Source organism: Neorhizobium sp. USDA 3394, from assembly GCF_056280385.1.
In genome coordinates this window covers 1,393,269-1,410,154 of the sequence record NZ_JBWCDU010000001.1, presented here as the reverse complement: position 1 = coordinate 1,410,154, position 16,886 = coordinate 1,393,269, and the positions used below count along the sequence as shown (strand labels likewise).

The following is a 16,886-nucleotide window of genomic DNA, read 5'->3' as shown; positions in this document are numbered from 1 at the left end:
ATGACAGATTTCGATATCCCGCCGCCTTTGGACCCAGACGCTCGATGGCCCGAAGGCCTGTCGATCCGCGCACGAACGCCGGCAGACGCGCCTGATATCGCGGCGCTGCACAACCTGCCAGGCTATCGATACGGCACCCTGCGCACGCCCCACCACCGCCCTGAGGAAATCCGCAAAGGCATCGAAAACCAGTCGGCCAACTTCATATCGCTGGTCGCCGTCCTGAAAGATAGGATCGTCGGCGATGTGGGGATGACGCATTACGCCAATCGCCGGGCCCATGCTGGAAGTATCGGCATGGGCGTCCACGATGCCTATACGGGTCGCGGGATCGGCCGCGCCCTGATCGGGGAAATCCTCGCCACCGCCGACCGGTGGCTGGACCTGAAGCGCATCGAACTGACGGTCTATACCGACAACGAAACGGCGATCCGCCTCTACGAGCGGAACGGCTTCGTGAAGGAAGGCCATTTCAAGCAATTCGCCTTCCGCGACGGCGAATATGTTGATGCCTATTCGATGGCGCGGTTCAGGGCGTGACCTTCGTCACCCGATGAAGGCCAGCCACTCATCCTCGTCCATCACCTGGACGCCGAGCTCCCTCGCCTTGTCGAGCTTGGAGCCGGCGCCCGGGCCTGCGACCACATAGTCGGTCTTCTTGGAGACCGATCCGGCCACCTTGGCGCCAAGGCTTTCCGCCCGCGCCTTGGCCTCGTCCCGGGTGAACTTTTCGAGCGACCCCGTGAACACCACCGTCTTGCCGGCGACGGGGCTGTTCGAGGCGACGGGCTGTTCGGCGGCCTGTGGCGTCACCTCTTCGCGAAGCCTGGTGATGACTTCGACATTGCGCGGCTCCTTGAAGAACTCGACGATGGCCCGCGCCATGATCTCGCCGATGCCCTCGATGTTGTTAAGGTCGTCCCAGGCGTCTCCGGAACGGTCAGATGCATCGTCCATGGCCTTGGCAAAGGCCTCGTACGTGCCGTAGGCGCGCGCGAGCAGCTTGGCGGTGGTCTCGCCCACATGGCGGATGCCGAGCGCGTAGATGAAGCGGTGGAGGGCGATCTGGCGCCGCTCGTCGATCGCGTCGAACAGTTTCTTGACGCTGACCTTGCCGAAGCCCTCGATATTTTCGAGTTTGGTAAGCGTCGATCCCTCCTGTCGCCGCTTCAGCGTGAAGATATCCGGCGCGGTACGGATCTTCAGCGCGTCGTCTTCCGCCTCGAAGAAGAAATCGATCTGTTTCGAGCCGAGGCCTTCGATATCGAAGGCGTTGCGCGACACGAAATGTTTGAGGTGCTCGGTCGCCTGCGCCCGGCAGACGAAACCGCCGGTGCAGCGGGTGACCGAATCGAGCTTGCCGGTCTTTTCGTTGCGCTCCCGCACCGCATGACTGCCGCAGACCGGGCATTTCTTCGGGAATTCGTAAGGCACGGCTTCCGAAGGGCGCTTCTCCATCACCATGTCGAGCACCTGCGGGATGACATCCCCTGCCCGTTGCACGATGACGGTGTCGCCGACGCGGATATCGTGATCCGGCTCGCGGATCGGCTCCCCGGAATTGCCGAGCCCCTTGATATAGTCCTCGTTGTGCAGCGTCGCATTGGTGACGACCACGCCGCCGACGGTGACCGGCGTCAGCCGCGCGACCGGCGTCAGCGCGCCGGTGCGGCCGACCTGGATGTCGATGCGCTCCACATGGGTAAACGCCTGTTCCGCCGGGAATTTATGCGCCGTCGCCCAGCGCGGAGACCGCGAGCGAAAACCGAGCCTGGCCTGCAGGTCGAGCCTGTCGACCTTGTAGACGACGCCGTCGATCTCGTAGTCGAGATCCGGGCGCTTGAGGCCGATATCCTTGTAGTGGGCGATGATATCCTCGACCGCAGAAAGCCGTTTCATCAGCGGGTTGACCGGAAAGCCCCATTCCCTGAACTTTTCGACCATGCCCATCTGGGTATCGGCCGGCATTTCGGACATCTCGCCCCAGGCATAGGCGAAAAATTTCAGGTTGCGGCTGGCGGTCACCTTGGCGTCGAGCTGGCGCAGCGACCCGGCGGCCGTGTTGCGCGGGTTGACATAGGTCTGCCTGCCTTCCGCCGCCATCTTCTCGTTGAGCGCCAGGAAATCGCTCTTCGTCATATAGACCTCGCCGCGCACCTCGACGACATCGGGCACGCCCGCGGGCAGGCGGTTGGGGATTTCCTTGATGGTCTTGATGTTCTCGGTGACGTTCTCGCCGGTCGTGCCGTCGCCGCGGGTCGCGGCATTCACCAGCCGGCCGTTCTCGTAGCGAATCGACATGGAAAGCCCGTCGATCTTCGGCTCGGCGGTAAACGCGATCGAACCATCCGGAAGCTGGCCGAGGAAACGGTAGACGGAGGACACGAAATCCCGCACATCCTCATCCGAGAAGGTGTTGTCGAGCGACAGCATCGGCCGCGAATGGGTGATCGACGCGAATGTCGGGAGTGGCGCGGCGCCGACCCGGATAGACGGACTGTCGGCGCGGATCAGCTGCGGAAACCGCTTCTCGATCGCATCGTTGCGCCGTTTCAGCGCGTCATAATCCGCATCCGAAATCTGCGGTGCGTCGTGACCGTGATAGAGCTCGTCATTGCGGGCAATCTCCGCCGCCAGATAGGCCAGTTCGGCTGCGGCCTGTTCTTCGGTCAGGTTTTCGACGGGCGTCTGTTCGGCGGGCATGCGGGTCTACTCCTCGGGTTGCGAGGAGTCGTTTTGTAGCGCAAAATTTACCGATGGGAAGGGTGGAGGACGTGGATGCGGGATGCATTTCGCAGTGCCCTTAAAGACAGGGCGTGCCGTGCCCGCCCCCCTCTGCCCTGCCGGGCATCTCCCCCACGGGGGGGAGATTACAAGCAGCGTGCTCCCCGCTTCCTAAAATCTCGCGCAGGAACGGATTCAGATCGGGAGTGGTGAGCGAACGCCCAGCCAATCTCCCCACCTGTGGGGGAGATGCCCGGCAGGGCAGAGGGGGGCGTTCTGGCGCAGCCCTATCCGTTCCCAGCCAGCAGCCGCTTGGCCGCCGCCCTCGCCTCGTCGGTGACAGAAGCCCCGGCGAGCATGCGAGCGATCTCTTCGGTGCGGTGTTCCGGTTCCATGGTGGCGACGCGGGTGGCGATCTTGTCGGTGCCCTCGCCGGCCGGACCCTTGGAAATCAGGAGATGCGTTGCGGCGCGTGCGGCCACCTGCGGCGCGTGGGTGACGGAAAGCACCTGCACCTTGTCCGACAGCCGTTTCAGCCGCTGGCCGATCGCATCGGCGACGGCACCGCCGACACCGGTATCGATTTCGTCGAAGACCAGCGTCGGGGCCGAACCGCGGTCGGCGAGCGCCACCTTGAGCGCCAGAAGGAAACGCGACAGCTCGCCGCCGGAAGCGACCTTCATGATCGGGCCGGGACGCGTGCCGGGATTGGTCTGGACGTGGAATTCGACGGTATCGATGCCCTCGGCGCTCGCCGCTTCCGGATCGCTCGCCACATCGACCATGAAGCGGGCCCGTTCGAGCTTCAGCGCCGGCAACTCGGCCATCACGGCGTCGGCCAGAGCGTCGGCGCCATGCCGGCGCTTCTCGGACAGGATGGCGGCGGCCTGATCGTAGGCGGCCTTGGCGGCGGCGGTCAGCTTTTCCAGCTCGGCGAGCTTCTCTTGGCCGGCATCGAGATCGGCAAGGTCCGATATCATTTTTTGGGCAAGCTCCGGCAGGTCGGCGACCGGGATCGAATATTTACGGCCGGCGGCCCGGAGCGCAAACAGCCGCTCCTCGACCCGCTCAAGTTCGCGCGGATCGAATTCGGTGCGCCTGAGCGCCGCCTCGACTTCCATCTGGGCATTGGAGAGATAGTTCAGCGCCTGGTCGAGAAGCTCGACAGTCTCTTCGAGCAGGCCCGGCGCCTCGTGGCTCTTGCGCTCCAGGCGCCGCACCAGCGAGGCGATCAGCGGCACGGGCGATGCATTGCCGTTGAGGAATTCGGAGGCTTCGGAAATGTCGCCGGCGATGCGCTCGGACTTCTGCATCCGAGAGCGCTGCTCGGCAAGCTCGTCCTCCTCGCCGTCGCGCGGCGACAGCGCCTCGAGCTCTTCCACGGAGGCGCGGATATAGTCGGCTTCGCGAGCGGCGGCTTCGACCTTGGCGCGATGGGTCTTGAAGGCCCGTTCCGCGTCCCGCCACGAGCGATAAAGGCCGGAAAGCTGCAGCACCTCGTCGCCAAGGCCGGTAAATGCGTCGAGCAGCATGCGGTGGGCGTCGGTATCGATCAGCGCTCGGTCGTCGTGCTGTCCGTGGATCTCGACCAGAAGCTGGCCGGCCTGGCGCATCAGCTGCACGCTGACCGGCTGGTCGTTGATAGAAGCGCGGGTGCGCCCGTCGGCCGACTGGATGCGGCGGAAGATCAGGTCGCCGTCGTCGTCGATGCCGTTATCGCGCAGGAGTTTCCGGGCGCCGTGGCTGCCGGACACGTCGAAGACGGCCGTTACCTGGCCCTTGTCCTCGCCATGACGCACCAGGCTGCCGTCACCGCGGCCGCCAAGCGCCAGCGAAAGACTGTCGAGAAGGATCGATTTGCCGGCCCCGGTTTCGCCGGTCAGCACCGAAAGGCCGGTCTCGAAGGCAAGGTCCAGCCGCTCGATCAGAACGATATCGCGGATCGATAACTGGATCAGCATGTCTCAGACCTTAAGCGCCGATCAGCTTGGCCCCGGCGCGGGAAATCCACGAACCGCGATTCTCGCGCGGTTCGACGCCGTTGCCCTTCAGCAGCTTGAAGGAATCCGCATACCACTGGCTGTCGGGATAATTGCGCCCGAGGACGGCGGCAGCGGTCTGCGCCTCTTCCGTGATACCCATCGCATAATAGGCTTCGGTCAGGCGCGCCAGCGCCTCTTCCACCTGGTTGGTGTTCGGATACTGCTCGACCACGTTGCGGAAACGCTGGATCGCGGCAAGATATTCCTTGCGCTCCAGATAATAGCGGCCGATCTGCATTTCCTTGCCGGCGAGCTGGTCGCGCGCAAAGCGGATCTTCGCCTGCGCATCCTCGACATATTCCGAGGTCGGATAATTGGTCACGACCTTGTTCATCGCATCGATGGTGCGCACCGCAGCGCGCTGGTCCTGGGTCACGTCGGCGATCTGCTTGGAGTAGGCGAGGCCGACGAGATACTGGACATAGGCCGAATCCTGCGACTGCGGATACTGGCTCATGTAGCGGTTGCCGGTGGCCACCGCCTCGTCGTTGCGGCCGAGCCGGTACTTGTTGAATGTGCTCATGACGAGCGCCTTGCGGCCCCATTCGGTGAAGGGATTCTGGCGGTCGATCGAATCGAACTTGCGGCCCGCTTCGGCAAGGTTGCCGGCCTTCATGTTGGCGAGACCCTGGTTGTAGAGCGTCTCCGGCGCATCCGTTTCGAGACCGAGCTTGGTAATGTCGATATCGGGATCCGACTGGCACGCGGTCATGCCAAAGCCGGCGCCGGCCAGCACCAGCGACACAAGCGCTACTCTTGCCGTCTTACGCATTCCAACAGACCTTACATGGTTCATTCGACAATTCCTGATCGTCCCGCGCCTGAAAAGCCCGCTGCCCAAGCAGGCCGTTCTAGCCATAAAAGCAAAGGGAGAGCAACGCAATGCTGTGGCATTAATGCATTTTTGTGGCACGTCGCCGCAATATACGGCATTTCAAGGTTAAATCGGAACCTGTCTCCCAAAAAGAAAAAGGCCGCTTCCGGAGAAGCGGCCGAGTCGACTGGATCAACTTTATCAGGCAAACCAGGACGCGAGTTCCGGCACGTTGACCGGTACGAACTCCCCTGCCCGCACGCGGGCCGCACGCGACGACGGAGCCTCGACGACCTCGTAAGCCGTCGGGTCGCTCATCAGCGCCTTCAGCGCATTGGCATTCATCTTGTGGCCGCCGCGGTAGGAGCGGTAGCAGCCGATGAACTGGGCGCCGGCAAGCGCCAGGTCGCCGACTGCGTCGAGCGTCTTGTGGCGGACGAATTCATCCTTGTAACGGAGGCCCTCGACATTGACGATCGTGTCATCGTCGGAGATGACGACGGAATTTTCGAGCGAGGAACCGAGTGCGTAACCGGCGGCCCAGAGACGCTCGACGTCGCGCATGAAGCCGAAGGTGCGGGCGCGGGAGAGTTCCTTCTTGAAGGTCTCAGGCGTCAGGTCGCCCTTCCAGCTCTGGCGGCCGATCAGCGGCGAGGAGAAATCGATCTCGACTTCGAAGCGCGTGCCGTCATAGGGGCGGAACTCGGACCAGGAAGCGCCGGCGTCGATGCGGACCGGCTTCAGGACACGGATATAACGGCGCTTGATGCCGAGGTTGACGATGCCGGCCTGTTCGATCGCTTCGATGAAAGGAAGGGAGCTGCCGTCCATGATCGGCATTTCGCCGCTGTCGACTTCGACCATGAGGTTGTCGATGCCGAGCGCGTAGATCGCGGCCATCACATGTTCGATCGTCGCGACGGAGCGGGAAAGCGAAGTGCCGAGAACGGTGCAGAGATCGGTATTGCCGACCTGGGAGGAAACGGCCCGATATTCGACCGAGCTGCCGTCGTCCAGAAGACGCGTGAAGATTACGCCGGTGCCGGCTTCTGCAGGCTGAAAAGTAAGGCTGACGGGGGCTCCGGAATGAACGCCAATGCCCTTCAGGGTTACCGGGGAGGCGATGGTGGTCTGGAAACCGAACAGTCCGATGGTCATTCCTGCTGCCTTCTTTTCGCCGGATCCGTAAAGCAGAAGGATCCGATATTCTTAACGCCTGCCGGACCGATCGCCTGAATCGGTCGATCTCTGTCGGCGTGTCTCAGCGTCTTTCATACGCAGCCATCCGGCACAATCCAAATCACTGTTCATTTCGGATTGTTACGTTGTTAACCCTGCATGTTGATTGACAAAATGCGAGAAGGCCCGGATGCGTGATCCGGGCCTTCTTCACGTTTCGTGACCGTCTTTAACTCAGTTCGACTGGCGGCGCAGGAAGGCCGGAATTTCGAGCTGGTCTTCCTCGTGATGGGCCTGCGGAACCGCACGTCCATGATCGTCGAGATTGCCGCGGCGCGGCGCATAGAGGCTTGCCTCGGCCGACAGCGGACGACGCTGCTGCGGGGCCGGAGCCGGTGCGGCCGGCTCGATGTGAGCAGGCTCTTCCTCTTCGCGGCGACCGAGCGAGTTGGTGATCCGCTTCAGGAGACCCATCGGGCCGCGTTCTTCCTGAACATGCTGCACGGGCTGGGCGCGGCGATCCATTTCGGCCTTCACGACCGGCGGGAAATCCTCGACCTTCGGCATGCGAACCGGTTCGACCACCTGCGACATGGAAGGCGCCGTCGGCTCGCGATAGATCGGCTGCGCTGGGCGCGGAGCCGGCTGGCTCATCGCCGGAGCGGGCTGCTGCAGGTGATGATGAACCGGGGCCGGTTGCGGGGCCGGAGCCGGGCGGCTCATGACCGGAGCCGGTGCTTCGGCCGGAGCTGCTGCGAAGATGCGGCTCTGCGGGCGGAACTCTTCCTGCTGCTGCATCACCGGCTGCTGAGCGACCGGCTGGGGTGCCGGTGCCGCATACTGCTGCTGCGGTTCGGCGATCGCGAGTTCGCGTTCCATTTCGGCTTCCGCCATGCGGATCGTCTCGGCGATCGGATCGACGACCGGCTTCGGCGCCGGCGCTGCCTGCATGATCGGAGCCGGCTGAGCGGCAACCGGAGCCGGAGCAATGGCGGCCGACGGACGGATGATCGGCTTCGTGGCGGCGCGCATTTCGGCGGCACGGATGTCGACGGCGCCGGCGGCACGATCGATGCCGGTCGCCACGACCGATACGCGGATCAGGCCTTCGAGCGCTTCGTCGAAGGTCGCGCCGAGGATGATGTTCGCATCCGGATCGACTTCTTCGCGGATGCGGGTCGCAGCTTCGTCGACTTCGAACAGCGTCAGGTCGCGGCCACCGGTGATCGAGATGAGGAGGCCCTGGGCGCCCTTCATCGAGGTCTCGTCGAGCAGCGGGTTAGCGATGGCGGCTTCGGCGGCCTGCATGGCGCGGCCCGGGCCGGATGCTTCGCCGGTACCCATCATCGCGCGGCCCATCTCGCGCATCACCGAGCGGACGTCGGCGAAGTCGAGGTTGATCAGGCCTTCCTTGACCATCAGGTCGGTGATGCAGGCGACGCCGGAATAAAGAACCTGGTCGGCCATCGCGAACGCGTCGGCGAAGGTCGTCTTGTCATTGGCGATGCGGAAAAGGTTCTGGTTCGGAATGACGATCAGCGTGTCGACAGACTTCTGCAGTTCCTGGATGCCGGATTCAGCAAGCCGCATGCGGCGCTGGCCTTCGAAATGGAACGGCTTGGTGACGACGCCGACGGTCAGGATGCCCTTGGAGCGGGCGGCCTGTGCGACGACCGGAGCGGCACCCGTGCCGGTGCCGCCGCCCATGCCGGCGGTGACAAAACACATGTGCGTGCCGTGCAGGTGATCGACGATCTCGTCGAGGCACTCTTCCGCAGCGGCGCGGCCGACTTCCGGCTGCGAACCGGCGCCGAGACCTTCGGTGACCCGGGCACCCATCTGGATGATCCGCTCGGCCTTGGTCATGGTCAACGCCTGGGCATCGGTATTGGCGACGACGAAATCGACGCCTTCGAGCCCGGCTGTGATCATGTTGTTGACGGCGTTACCGCCGCCGCCACCGACGCCAAACACGGTAATCCGAGGCTTCAACTCGGTGATATCAGGCTTTTGCAGCTTGATGGTCATTGCACCAGTTCCTTCTTTTGCTGGCCGCATCGCCGCCGGCCAATTCATTGCAACTCTTCTCCGATGCGCGGGCCTAAGCCCTTCGCATCAAAAACTTTCCTTCAACCACTGACCCACGCGGGCCAGCCTGCCATTGCCGCTTCCCAGCGTGGCCATCAGGCCGCTCTGCGAAGCGTGTGTTTCGAGATCCGCGACCTGCGGATAGATCATCAGTCCGACCGCCGTCGAAAAGGCCGGTCCCTTGGCTGCCGTTGGCAGGCCGGAAACGCCCATCGGACGGCCGATGCGGACATTGCGCGCCAGGATGCGGCGCGCCGTTTCCGAAAGGCCGGTAAGCTGGCTGGCACCACCCGTCAGCACGACGCGTTTGCCGACGATCGGGCTAAAACCCGACTTCTGGATGCGGTCGCGGATGAGCTCGAGCGTCTCTTCGATGCGCGCCTGCACGATGCGGGTGACCAGCGAGCGTGGCACCTGGGTGGGCTGATCGCGGTCGTCCTCGCCGATCGGCGGAACGGAGATCACATCCCGCTCGTCGCCGCCGTTGGCGAGCGCCGAACCGTGCACGACCTTCATACGTTCGGCATCCTCGATGCGGGTCGAAAGCCCGCGAGCAAGGTCGGTCGTCACGTGATGGCCGCCAAGGCTGATCGCATCCGTATGAACGAGCTTACCCTCGGCAAAGACCGAGATCGTCGTCGTGCCGCCGCCCATGTCGATCGCGGCACAGCCGAGTTCGACTTCGTCGTCGACGAGGGCCGCCAGGCCGCTGGCATAAGGCGTTGCGACCATGCCTTCGACCGAGAGATGCGCACGGTTGACGCAGAGTTCGAGGTTCTTCAGCGTGGCGCGCTCGGCGGCCACGACATGCATGTCGACGCCAAGCGTATCGCCGAACATCGCCAGCGGATCGCGGATGCCGCGTTCGCCGTCGAGCGAGAAGCCTGTCGGAAGCGAGTGCAGGATGGCACGATCCTGGCGCAGCGACTGCTGGCTTGCCGCCACCAGCACCTTCTTGAGATCGGCCTCTTCCACTTCCTGGCCACCAAGATCGATCGTCGCCGTATAGACGTCGCTGGTGATGCGACCGGCGGAGACGTTGACGATCAGGCTATCGACGGTAAGCCCCGCCATACGCTCGGCGGCATCGACCGCGAGACGGACGACGCTTTCGGCGGCATCGAGATCGCCGATCACGCCGGACTTCACACCGCGCGAGCGCTGGTGGCCGATGCCGATGATCTCGATATTGTGGGTGCGGCCGGGCAGAACCTGGCTTTCCTGGCGCGGCGTCAGCCGGGCGATCATGCAGACCACCTTGGTGGAGCCGATGTCGAGGACCGAAACGACATGGCTGCGCTTGGAAGACAGCGGTCTCATGCGCGGCAGACCGAAATGGGAGGAACCGAATACGCTCAAGACTGCTCTCCCAATTTCTTCAGGGCTTTCGTCCGCGCATCGAGCGCCTCTCTGCGGCGATCCAAGGCACCGGGAGTAAGCTGGACGGTGGTGCGATCCTCAAGCCTCAGATCGACGGCGGCGACATCGCGCTCCAGCAAGCCCTGCTCCTTTTCGAGCCGTGCGAGCACGCGGAGCGCCTTGGCGACATTGGCTTCCGGCAGCTTCAGCACGACGCCGTTGTCGAGATGCAGATCCCAGCGGCGACCGGCAATGCGGACATAGGCCTTCACGCGGTTCTTCAGTTCCGGCCAGCCGGCCATGGCATCCTCGAAGGAGGATGCGGCCGTCTCGGCATCGCGGCCAACGAAAAGCGGCAGCGAGGCGAATTTGTTGTCACGCAACGGCGCGATCACGCTGCCGTTCTTTTCGATCAGCGAGAGCTCGGCGCCGTGCTGCCAGATGCCGAAGGCCTGACGTTCCTTCAGCATCACCTCGATCGTCTTCGGATAGATCTTGCGGACTTCCGCATACTGGACCCAGGGAAGCGCCGAGAGCTTACGGCGCGCGGAATCGATGTCGAGAGCGACCAGCGAGGTCGTGCCGTCGAGGCCGAGAAGCTGCAGGATGTCGATTTCCGAAGTCTGGTCATTGCCCGAGACGCGCACATCCTCGATCGCAAAGCCGACAGCCGCCGTAGTCGCCTGCGCGACCGCTTGGCCGTGACCGCCGAGCGACATGCCGTAAAGACCGACCGCGGCGAAGAAGCCGAGAGCGGACAGGGTTCCGGTATGGCGCGGAATATGGATGCGGCCGGTGGCGAGACTGGCGCAGAAACGGAACACCCGGCGAAGCGGGCGCGGAAGAACCCGGCGCTCTTCGGCACCGAGATATTGAGCCTGGGAACGGCCTCGCGGTCCACCCGCCTTTCTGCCGATCAACGCAAACACGTAGCGTCCTCCACCATCCAACGGACGAGTTCACCAAATGAGTGACCGGCATGGCCGGCCATTTCGGGCACCAGTGATGTCGGGGTCATGCCCGGCTGCGTGTTGATTTCCAGCCAGATAACCTCGCCGCTCTCGGAGAAGCGGTCGTCGTAGCGAAAGTCGGAGCGACTGACGCCACGGCAGCCCATCGCCTGATGCGCCTTGAGCGCTAGTGTTTGAATCTTTTGGTAAATATTCGGTGAAATTTGCGCCGGGATGACGTGTTTCGAACCACCCTCCGCATATTTCGCATCGTAATCGTAAAAGGCGTGGCTGAGCGGCACCACTTCGGTGACACCAAGCGCCACATCGCCCATCACGCCGCAGGTGAGTTCGCGGCCATAGATATAGCGCTCGACCAGGACGCGTTCTCCGTAACGCCATTCGGAGGAGCCGATGATCTGCGGCGGATGCGACTGATTTTCCTGGACGATCACGACGCCGAAGGACGACCCCTCGCGCACCGGCTTCACCACATAGGGCGGCTTCAGCGGATGAGTGTTGCCGATATCGAAGCGGCTCATGGCCTTGGCCTCAGCGACCGGAATGCCGGACGCCTTGGCCACGTGCTTGGCCTGATGCTTGTCCATGGCGAGCGCCGAGGCCAGCACGCCGGAATGGGTATAGGGAATTTCGAGATATTCGAGGATGCCCTGGATCGTCCCGTCCTCGCCGAAAGGTCCGTGCAAGGCATTGAAGGCAACGTCCGGCCGAAGCTCCGAGAGAACGGCCGCCACATCCCGGCCGACATCGACTCGGGTAACGCGATAGCCTTCACCTTCGAGAGCCTCCGCGCAGGCATTGCCCGAGGACAGGCTGACAGGCCGCTCGGAGGAAAACCCTCCCATCAAAACAGCCACGTGCTTGTCGCTCATCAATCACTCCCGCCAAAAAGGACTTCACTCTCTAGTACGGCGCTTGCGCCAACCTGTTCTCTGACGATTCTCGCCGGACGTTAGGTATGCCTGCATTAGTGCCGGAATATAGTTAACAAACCGTTTACCTTGATTAACCTGGGCAGCCAAAAGCATGAAAACAAAGGAAAAATCGAATCGCTGGATGTTGACGCCCAGTTTGCGGCAACATTCGGAACAGCAATAAAGGGTAGGTCGGGCCTCTCGAATCGGCGGACGATTCCCGACGTTCGAGGCACGGAAAAGCCCGCGAAGCGTGCGGCTTCGCGGGCTCCTTTACCTCGATGGAATGGACCGTTCTTCCTGAAATCAGGCCGCGGCCCGCTCTCCCGAATCGTCCACCAGCTTCCATGCCAGCGCGCCGAGGATGGCGCCGACGATCGGTGCCGCCCAGAAAAGCCAAAGCTGTGCGAGAGCCCAGTCGCCGACGATCAGCGCGACGCCGGTCGAACGTGCCGGGTTGACGGATGTGTTGGTGACCGGGATCGAGATCAGATGGATCAGCGTCAGCGCAAGGCCGATCGCGATCGGAGCAAACCCGGCCGGCGCCTTCGGCCCAGTCGCGCCCAGGATGATGAAGATGAAGAAACCGGTGAGAACCAGTTCTATCAACAGCGCGGAGGTCAACGAATAACCGCCGGGCGAATGCTCGCCATAGCCGTTGGACGCAAAGCCGCCGAGCTGGAAACCAGCCTTGCCGGAAGCGATGAGATAAAGAACCAGTGCCGCGACAATGGCCCCCACCACCTGGGCGACGACATAGGCCAGAAGGCTTGAAACAGGGAACCTACCCGCCACCGTCAGCCCCACCGAGACCGCCGGATTGAAGTGCCCGCCCGAAATACCGCCGACCGCATAAGCCATGGTCAGCACCGTCAGACCGAACGCGAGCGCAACGCCGACGAAGCCGATACCGAGATCCGGAAATGCTGCAGCCAGAACCGCGCTGCCGCATCCCCCGAAGACGAGCCAGAAAGTGCCGAAGAACTCGGCCGCTAATTTTTTAAACATTGGATATCCCCCTGCTCGTGCCCCGGCACCCTGCCGGTTCTTGGCACGAATCTCATTCAAGACAGGGTCATTATGCAATATACGGTCATGAATGCTCAATGAATAAGCAAGTTCTGAAGAAAGCGTTCACAATAAGGCGGCCGCTTCGGCCCGGTTGATGAAACCAGGATGTGAAAGAGCCGCCATAAGTTCCTGTTTTCCCGAACTTTCGCAGGGAACCGTTCTTTGCCTCGGCAGAACGCCCGTGGCTCAGCCTATCGGCCGGTTCCCATCATTCGCTCGTCATGCCCTGGAAGGGTCTTACCTCGCGGCCGGGCATGAAGATGCCGAGGCGCTTGATTTCCCATTCCAGCTTGATGTCGGAATGTTCGAAGACCCGCTGGCGAATGGTTTCGCCGAGATATTCGAGGTCGTAGCCGCTGGCATGACCGATATTGATCATGAAGTTGCAATGGAGCGACGACATCTGTGCTCCGCCGCTGACCAGTCCGCGGCAGCCTGCCTCGTCGATCAGCTTCCAAGCGGAATGGCCTTCCGGATTCTTGAAGGTCGAGCCGCCGGTCTTTTCCTTGATCGGCTGCACCGTCTCGCGATGCTGACGCACGGCATCCATCTCGGCGCGGATCTTTGCCCGCTCCTCGGGATATCCTTCGAAGACCGCGTGGGTAAAGATCATCTCCGCCGGGACCGAGGAATGGCGATAGCTGTAGCCCATCTCGGCAGTCGAGAAGACATGCGTAACGCCCTTGCGGTCGACGGCATGAACTTCGATGACGCGCCCGGCCGTTTCGCCGCCATTGGCGCCGGCATTCATGCGCAGAGCGCCGCCGATCGAGCCCGGAATGCCGTAATAGAAGGCGAAACCGCCGATGCCGTTGTCCATCGCCATTGCGGCAATGTGCTTGTCGGGGCAGATCGCGCCGGCCTTGATACGGTTGTCGCCGACGAGGTCTACCCCGCCGAAACCCTTGGCCGAGAGGCGCAGAACGACGCCCGGAATGCCGCCGTCGCGGACGAGCAGGTTCGAACCGACGCCGACGACCGTCAGCGGCACTTCTTCCGGCAGGATCTGCAGGAAGGTCACGAGATCCTCGACGTCGTGGGGCTGGAACATCAGTTCGGCGAGCCCGCCGGCCTGGAACCAGGTAACGCGATCCATCGGCGCATCCGGCGTCAGCCTTCCGCGCAGTTTGTTGACGTCATCCCCCAACGACGCCAGAAGCTTTTCCCCGTTCACCTGTTTCATTTCCTACTGTCCCGATATGCTTTCCAGTTCCTTCGGCAATGCTGCCGCCCACTGCGTGATATTACCCGCTCCCAGAAGAACCACGAAATCACCCGGTTTCGCAATGCCCGATACAATCGAAGCGAGTTCCGTCGGCGATGCCATGTATCTTGCGTCGCGATGGCCGCCCGAACGGATGCGCGAAATCAGCGCCTCCGAATTGGCACCGTCAATCGGTTCCTCACCGGCGGCGTAGACTGGCGCGAGGATGATGCTGTCGGCATCGTTGAAGCAATTGGCGAAATCCTCGAACAGGCTCGACAGGCGCGTGTAGCGATGCGGCTGGTGGACGGCGATGATGCGGCCCTGGCACGATTCGCGCGCTGCCCGCAGCACGGCCTTGATCTCCACCGGATGGTGGCCGTAGTCGTCGAAGATCGAGACGCCGTTCCAGGTGCCGGTCAAAGTGAAGCGCCGCTTGACGCCGCTGAAATTGGCGAGCCCCTTGCGGATATCCTCTTCCGAAATGCCGAGCCGGTTGGCGACCGCGATCGCGGCCGTGGCATTGGAAATGTTATGGCGCCCGGGCATAGGCAGCGCAAGATCCTTGAACTGGAACACCCGGCCTGTACGGCGGCGGCGGATTTCCACGTCGAAGATCGACCTGGTGCCTTCCATGCGGACATTCGAGAACCGCGCGTCGGCCTGCGGGTTCTCGCCATAGGTGACGATCTTGCGGTCCTCGATGCGGCCGACCAGCGCCTGCACTTCCGGATGATCAAGGCAGAGCACGCCGAAACCGTAGAACGGCACGTTCTCGACGAATTGCCGGAAGGCGGCGCGCACCGCGTCGAAATTGCCGTAATGGTCGAGATGCTCGGGATCGATATTGGTGACGACGGCAACATCGGCGGGGAGCTTCAGGAAGGTGCCGTCCGATTCGTCGGCCTCGACCACCATCCATTCGCCGGCGCCCATACGGGCATTGGTGCCGTAGGCGTTGATGATGCCGCCGTTGATGACGGTCGGATCCAGATTGCCGGCTTCGAGCAGTGTCGCGACCATCGAAGTGGTCGTGGTCTTGCCATGCGTGCCGCCGATGGCGATCGCATTGCGGAAGCGCATCAACTCGGCGAGCATTTCGGCACGGCGGACGATCGGCAGCGATTTTTCGCGCGCCGCCATCAGCTCCGGATTGTTCTTCTTGATCGCCGTCGAGACGACGACCACCTCGGCATCACCGATATTCTCGGCCTGATGGCCGACAAAGACCGGGATGCCCTTGTCGCGCAGGCGCTGCACATTGGCGCCGTCGGCCTGATCGGATCCCTGGACCTTGTGGCCGAGATTATGCAGCACCTCGGCGATACCGCTCATGCCGATACCGCCGATGCCGATGAAATGGACGAGCCCTATGGCCTTCGGCATCTTCATGCACGCACTCCCTTAAATTCCGAAATCGATTTCCGCTCCGCGATTGCCTCGACCAGATCAGCAAGCTGGCCGGTTGCGTTCGGCCGTCCGGCGGACTTGGCGGCAGCCGCCATTCTTTCGAGCTTGTCCGGATCCTTCATCGCACCCGAAATGATCGAGGCGAGCTTTTCCGGAGAAAGCTCCGACTGCGGCACGACCTTTGCGCCGCCGGTCGCCACCAGCGCCTCGGCATTGGCGGCCTGGTCGTGATCCAGAGCATGCGGGTAAGGCACGAGAATGGCCGGCCGGCCGATCACCGCAATTTCCGACACCGTCGAGGCGCCGGATCGGCAGATGACGAGATGTGCCGTCGCCAGCCGTTCGGCCATGTCCGAGAAGAACGACGAGATATCGGCGGGCGCCTTGAGCTTTGCAAAGCAGGAGCTGACGCGATCCTTGTCTTCCGGACGCGCCTGCTGGGTAACGACGACACGATCGCGCTCGGCCTGGTCGAGCAGGCTGAGCGCCGTCGGTACGGCCGACGAGAAGAACTGCGCGCCCTGGCTGCCGCCGAAGACGACGAGACGGAACGGGTCATCGCCACGTGACGCGACATAGGGAATATTGGAGGCCGCAAGCACGGCCGGACGCACCGGATTGCCCGTGGTGACGGTCTTGTCCGCATAAGGACCGCTACCTTCCGGCAGGAAGCCGCCGGCGATCGCCTGGACCTTGGCGGCCAGCGCCTTGTTGGCGCGGCCCATCACGGCGTTCTGTTCGTGGATCATCGTCGGCACGCCCATGGCCGTCGAGGCCATCAGCGGCGGCACGGTCGGATAACCGCCGAACCCGACGACGGCGAGTGGCTTCAGGCGGCCGATCAGGCGGCGGGCGGCCCGCAGGCCCGTCCACAGCTTCCAGCCGGTGCGGGCGAGCGCGATCGGGTTCTTGGATCCGAACGTGGCGGACGGAACGACATGGATTTCGTCGGCAGGAAACGTGCCGGCATAACGCTCGGCCCGGCTGTCAGTGACGAGATGCACGGAATAACCGCGCTTCTTCAGTTCGTGTCCCAGCGCTTCCGCCGGAAACACATGACCGCCGGTTCCCCCGGCGGCAAGCAATATGATGCCCTTGGTCATTGGACTT

General features: G+C 63.0%; 13 protein-coding genes. 1 reads left to right on the top strand and 12 read right to left on the bottom strand.

Annotated elements, in window-relative coordinates; all coding sequences use genetic code 11:
• Window positions 1-540, top strand: a complete 540-nt coding sequence (locus tag ACZ9EJ_RS06605; protein WP_046639211.1) for a GNAT family N-acetyltransferase — start codon at window positions 1-3, stop codon at window positions 538-540.
• A gap of 6 nt (window positions 541-546) precedes the next feature.
• Here the strand turns inward: ACZ9EJ_RS06605 and ligA are convergent, their stop codons facing one another.
• From ligA to murG, 12 genes are all read right to left on the bottom strand, one after another.
• On the bottom strand, window positions 547-2,703 hold the full coding sequence (gene ligA, locus ACZ9EJ_RS06600) for an NAD-dependent DNA ligase LigA (protein ID WP_046639210.1): 2,157 nt from the start codon (window positions 2,701-2,703) through the stop codon (window positions 547-549).
• A gap of 308 nt (window positions 2,704-3,011) precedes the next feature.
• Entirely contained in the window at window positions 3,012-4,685 is a 1,674-nt protein-coding gene (gene recN, locus ACZ9EJ_RS06595; protein ID WP_046639209.1) for a DNA repair protein RecN, read from the bottom strand.
• Between the two features lie 10 nt (window positions 4,686-4,695).
• Window positions 4,696-5,538, bottom strand: a complete 843-nt coding sequence (locus ACZ9EJ_RS06590) for an outer membrane protein assembly factor BamD (RefSeq protein ID WP_370649806.1) — start codon at window positions 5,536-5,538, stop codon at window positions 4,696-4,698.
• A 243-nt stretch (window positions 5,539-5,781) separates the two neighbouring features.
• Window positions 5,782-6,738 carry a UDP-3-O-acyl-N-acetylglucosamine deacetylase gene (lpxC, locus tag ACZ9EJ_RS06585; RefSeq protein WP_046639207.1) on the bottom strand — a complete coding sequence of 319 codons (957 nt, stop codon included), beginning with the start codon at window positions 6,736-6,738 and terminating at the stop codon, window positions 5,782-5,784.
• Between the two features lie 255 nt (window positions 6,739-6,993).
• Window positions 6,994-8,787, bottom strand: coding sequence for a cell division protein FtsZ (gene ftsZ, locus ACZ9EJ_RS06580; protein ID WP_046639206.1), 1,794 nt, complete (start codon window positions 8,785-8,787; stop codon window positions 6,994-6,996).
• Window positions 8,788-8,874: 87 nt separating this feature from the next.
• Window positions 8,875-10,206: a cell division protein FtsA gene (gene ftsA, locus ACZ9EJ_RS06575; protein WP_046626000.1), complete on the bottom strand. Its 1,332-nt coding sequence runs from the start codon at window positions 10,204-10,206 to the stop codon at window positions 8,875-8,877.
• On the bottom strand, window positions 10,203-11,135 hold the full coding sequence (locus ACZ9EJ_RS06570) for a cell division protein FtsQ/DivIB (protein ID WP_046625998.1): 933 nt from the start codon (window positions 11,133-11,135) through the stop codon (window positions 10,203-10,205). The genes ftsA and ACZ9EJ_RS06570 overlap by 4 nt, the downstream gene beginning before the upstream one ends.
• Window positions 11,123-12,049, bottom strand: coding sequence for a D-alanine--D-alanine ligase (locus tag ACZ9EJ_RS06565; RefSeq protein WP_046639205.1), 927 nt, complete (start codon window positions 12,047-12,049; stop codon window positions 11,123-11,125). Before ACZ9EJ_RS06565 ends, ACZ9EJ_RS06570 begins: the two co-directional genes overlap by 13 nt.
• A 348-nt stretch (window positions 12,050-12,397) precedes the next feature.
• Entirely contained in the window at window positions 12,398-13,099 is a 702-nt protein-coding gene (aqpZ, locus tag ACZ9EJ_RS06560; protein ID WP_046639204.1) for an aquaporin Z, read from the bottom strand.
• A gap of 271 nt (window positions 13,100-13,370) precedes the next feature.
• Window positions 13,371-14,345 (bottom strand): UDP-N-acetylmuramate dehydrogenase, encoded by a 975-nt coding sequence (gene murB / locus ACZ9EJ_RS06555; RefSeq protein WP_046625995.1) that lies wholly within the window; start codon window positions 14,343-14,345, stop codon window positions 13,371-13,373.
• Window positions 14,346-14,348: 3 nt separating this feature from the next.
• Entirely contained in the window at window positions 14,349-15,758 is a 1,410-nt protein-coding gene (gene murC / locus ACZ9EJ_RS06550; protein WP_046625994.1) for a UDP-N-acetylmuramate--L-alanine ligase, read from the bottom strand.
• Window positions 15,755-16,879 (bottom strand): undecaprenyldiphospho-muramoylpentapeptide beta-N-acetylglucosaminyltransferase, encoded by a 1,125-nt coding sequence (murG, locus tag ACZ9EJ_RS06545; protein ID WP_046639203.1) that lies wholly within the window; start codon window positions 16,877-16,879, stop codon window positions 15,755-15,757. Before murG ends, murC begins: the two co-directional genes overlap by 4 nt.
• Window positions 16,880-16,886: the final 7 nt, after the last annotated feature.

Bases quoted from the DNA above. Each gene is read 5' to 3' on its own strand.
- ACZ9EJ_RS06605 (WP_046639211.1), top strand. From the start codon at position 1: ATGACAGATTTCGATATCCCGCCGCCTTTGGACCCAGACGCTCGATGG.
- ligA (WP_046639210.1), bottom strand. From the start codon at position 2,703: ATGCCCGCCGAACAGACGCCCGTCGAAAACCTGACCGAAGAACAGGCC.
- recN (WP_046639209.1), bottom strand. From the start codon at position 4,685: ATGCTGATCCAGTTATCGATCCGCGATATCGTTCTGATCGAGCGGCTG.
- ACZ9EJ_RS06590 (WP_370649806.1), bottom strand. From the start codon at position 5,538: ATGCGTAAGACGGCAAGAGTAGCGCTTGTGTCGCTGGTGCTGGCCGGC.
- lpxC (WP_046639207.1), bottom strand. From the start codon at position 6,738: ATGACCATCGGACTGTTCGGTTTCCAGACCACCATCGCCTCCCCGGTA.
- ftsZ (WP_046639206.1), bottom strand. From the start codon at position 8,787: ATGACCATCAAGCTGCAAAAGCCTGATATCACCGAGTTGAAGCCTCGG.
- ACZ9EJ_RS06565 (WP_046639205.1), bottom strand. From the start codon at position 12,049: ATGAGCGACAAGCACGTGGCTGTTTTGATGGGAGGGTTTTCCTCCGAG.
- aqpZ (WP_046639204.1), bottom strand. From the start codon at position 13,099: ATGTTTAAAAAATTAGCGGCCGAGTTCTTCGGCACTTTCTGGCTCGTC.
- murB (WP_046625995.1), bottom strand. From the start codon at position 14,345: ATGAAACAGGTGAACGGGGAAAAGCTTCTGGCGTCGTTGGGGGATGAC.
- murC (WP_046625994.1), bottom strand. From the start codon at position 15,758: ATGAAGATGCCGAAGGCCATAGGGCTCGTCCATTTCATCGGCATCGGC.
- murG (WP_046639203.1), bottom strand. From the start codon at position 16,879: ATGACCAAGGGCATCATATTGCTTGCCGCCGGGGGAACCGGCGGTCAT.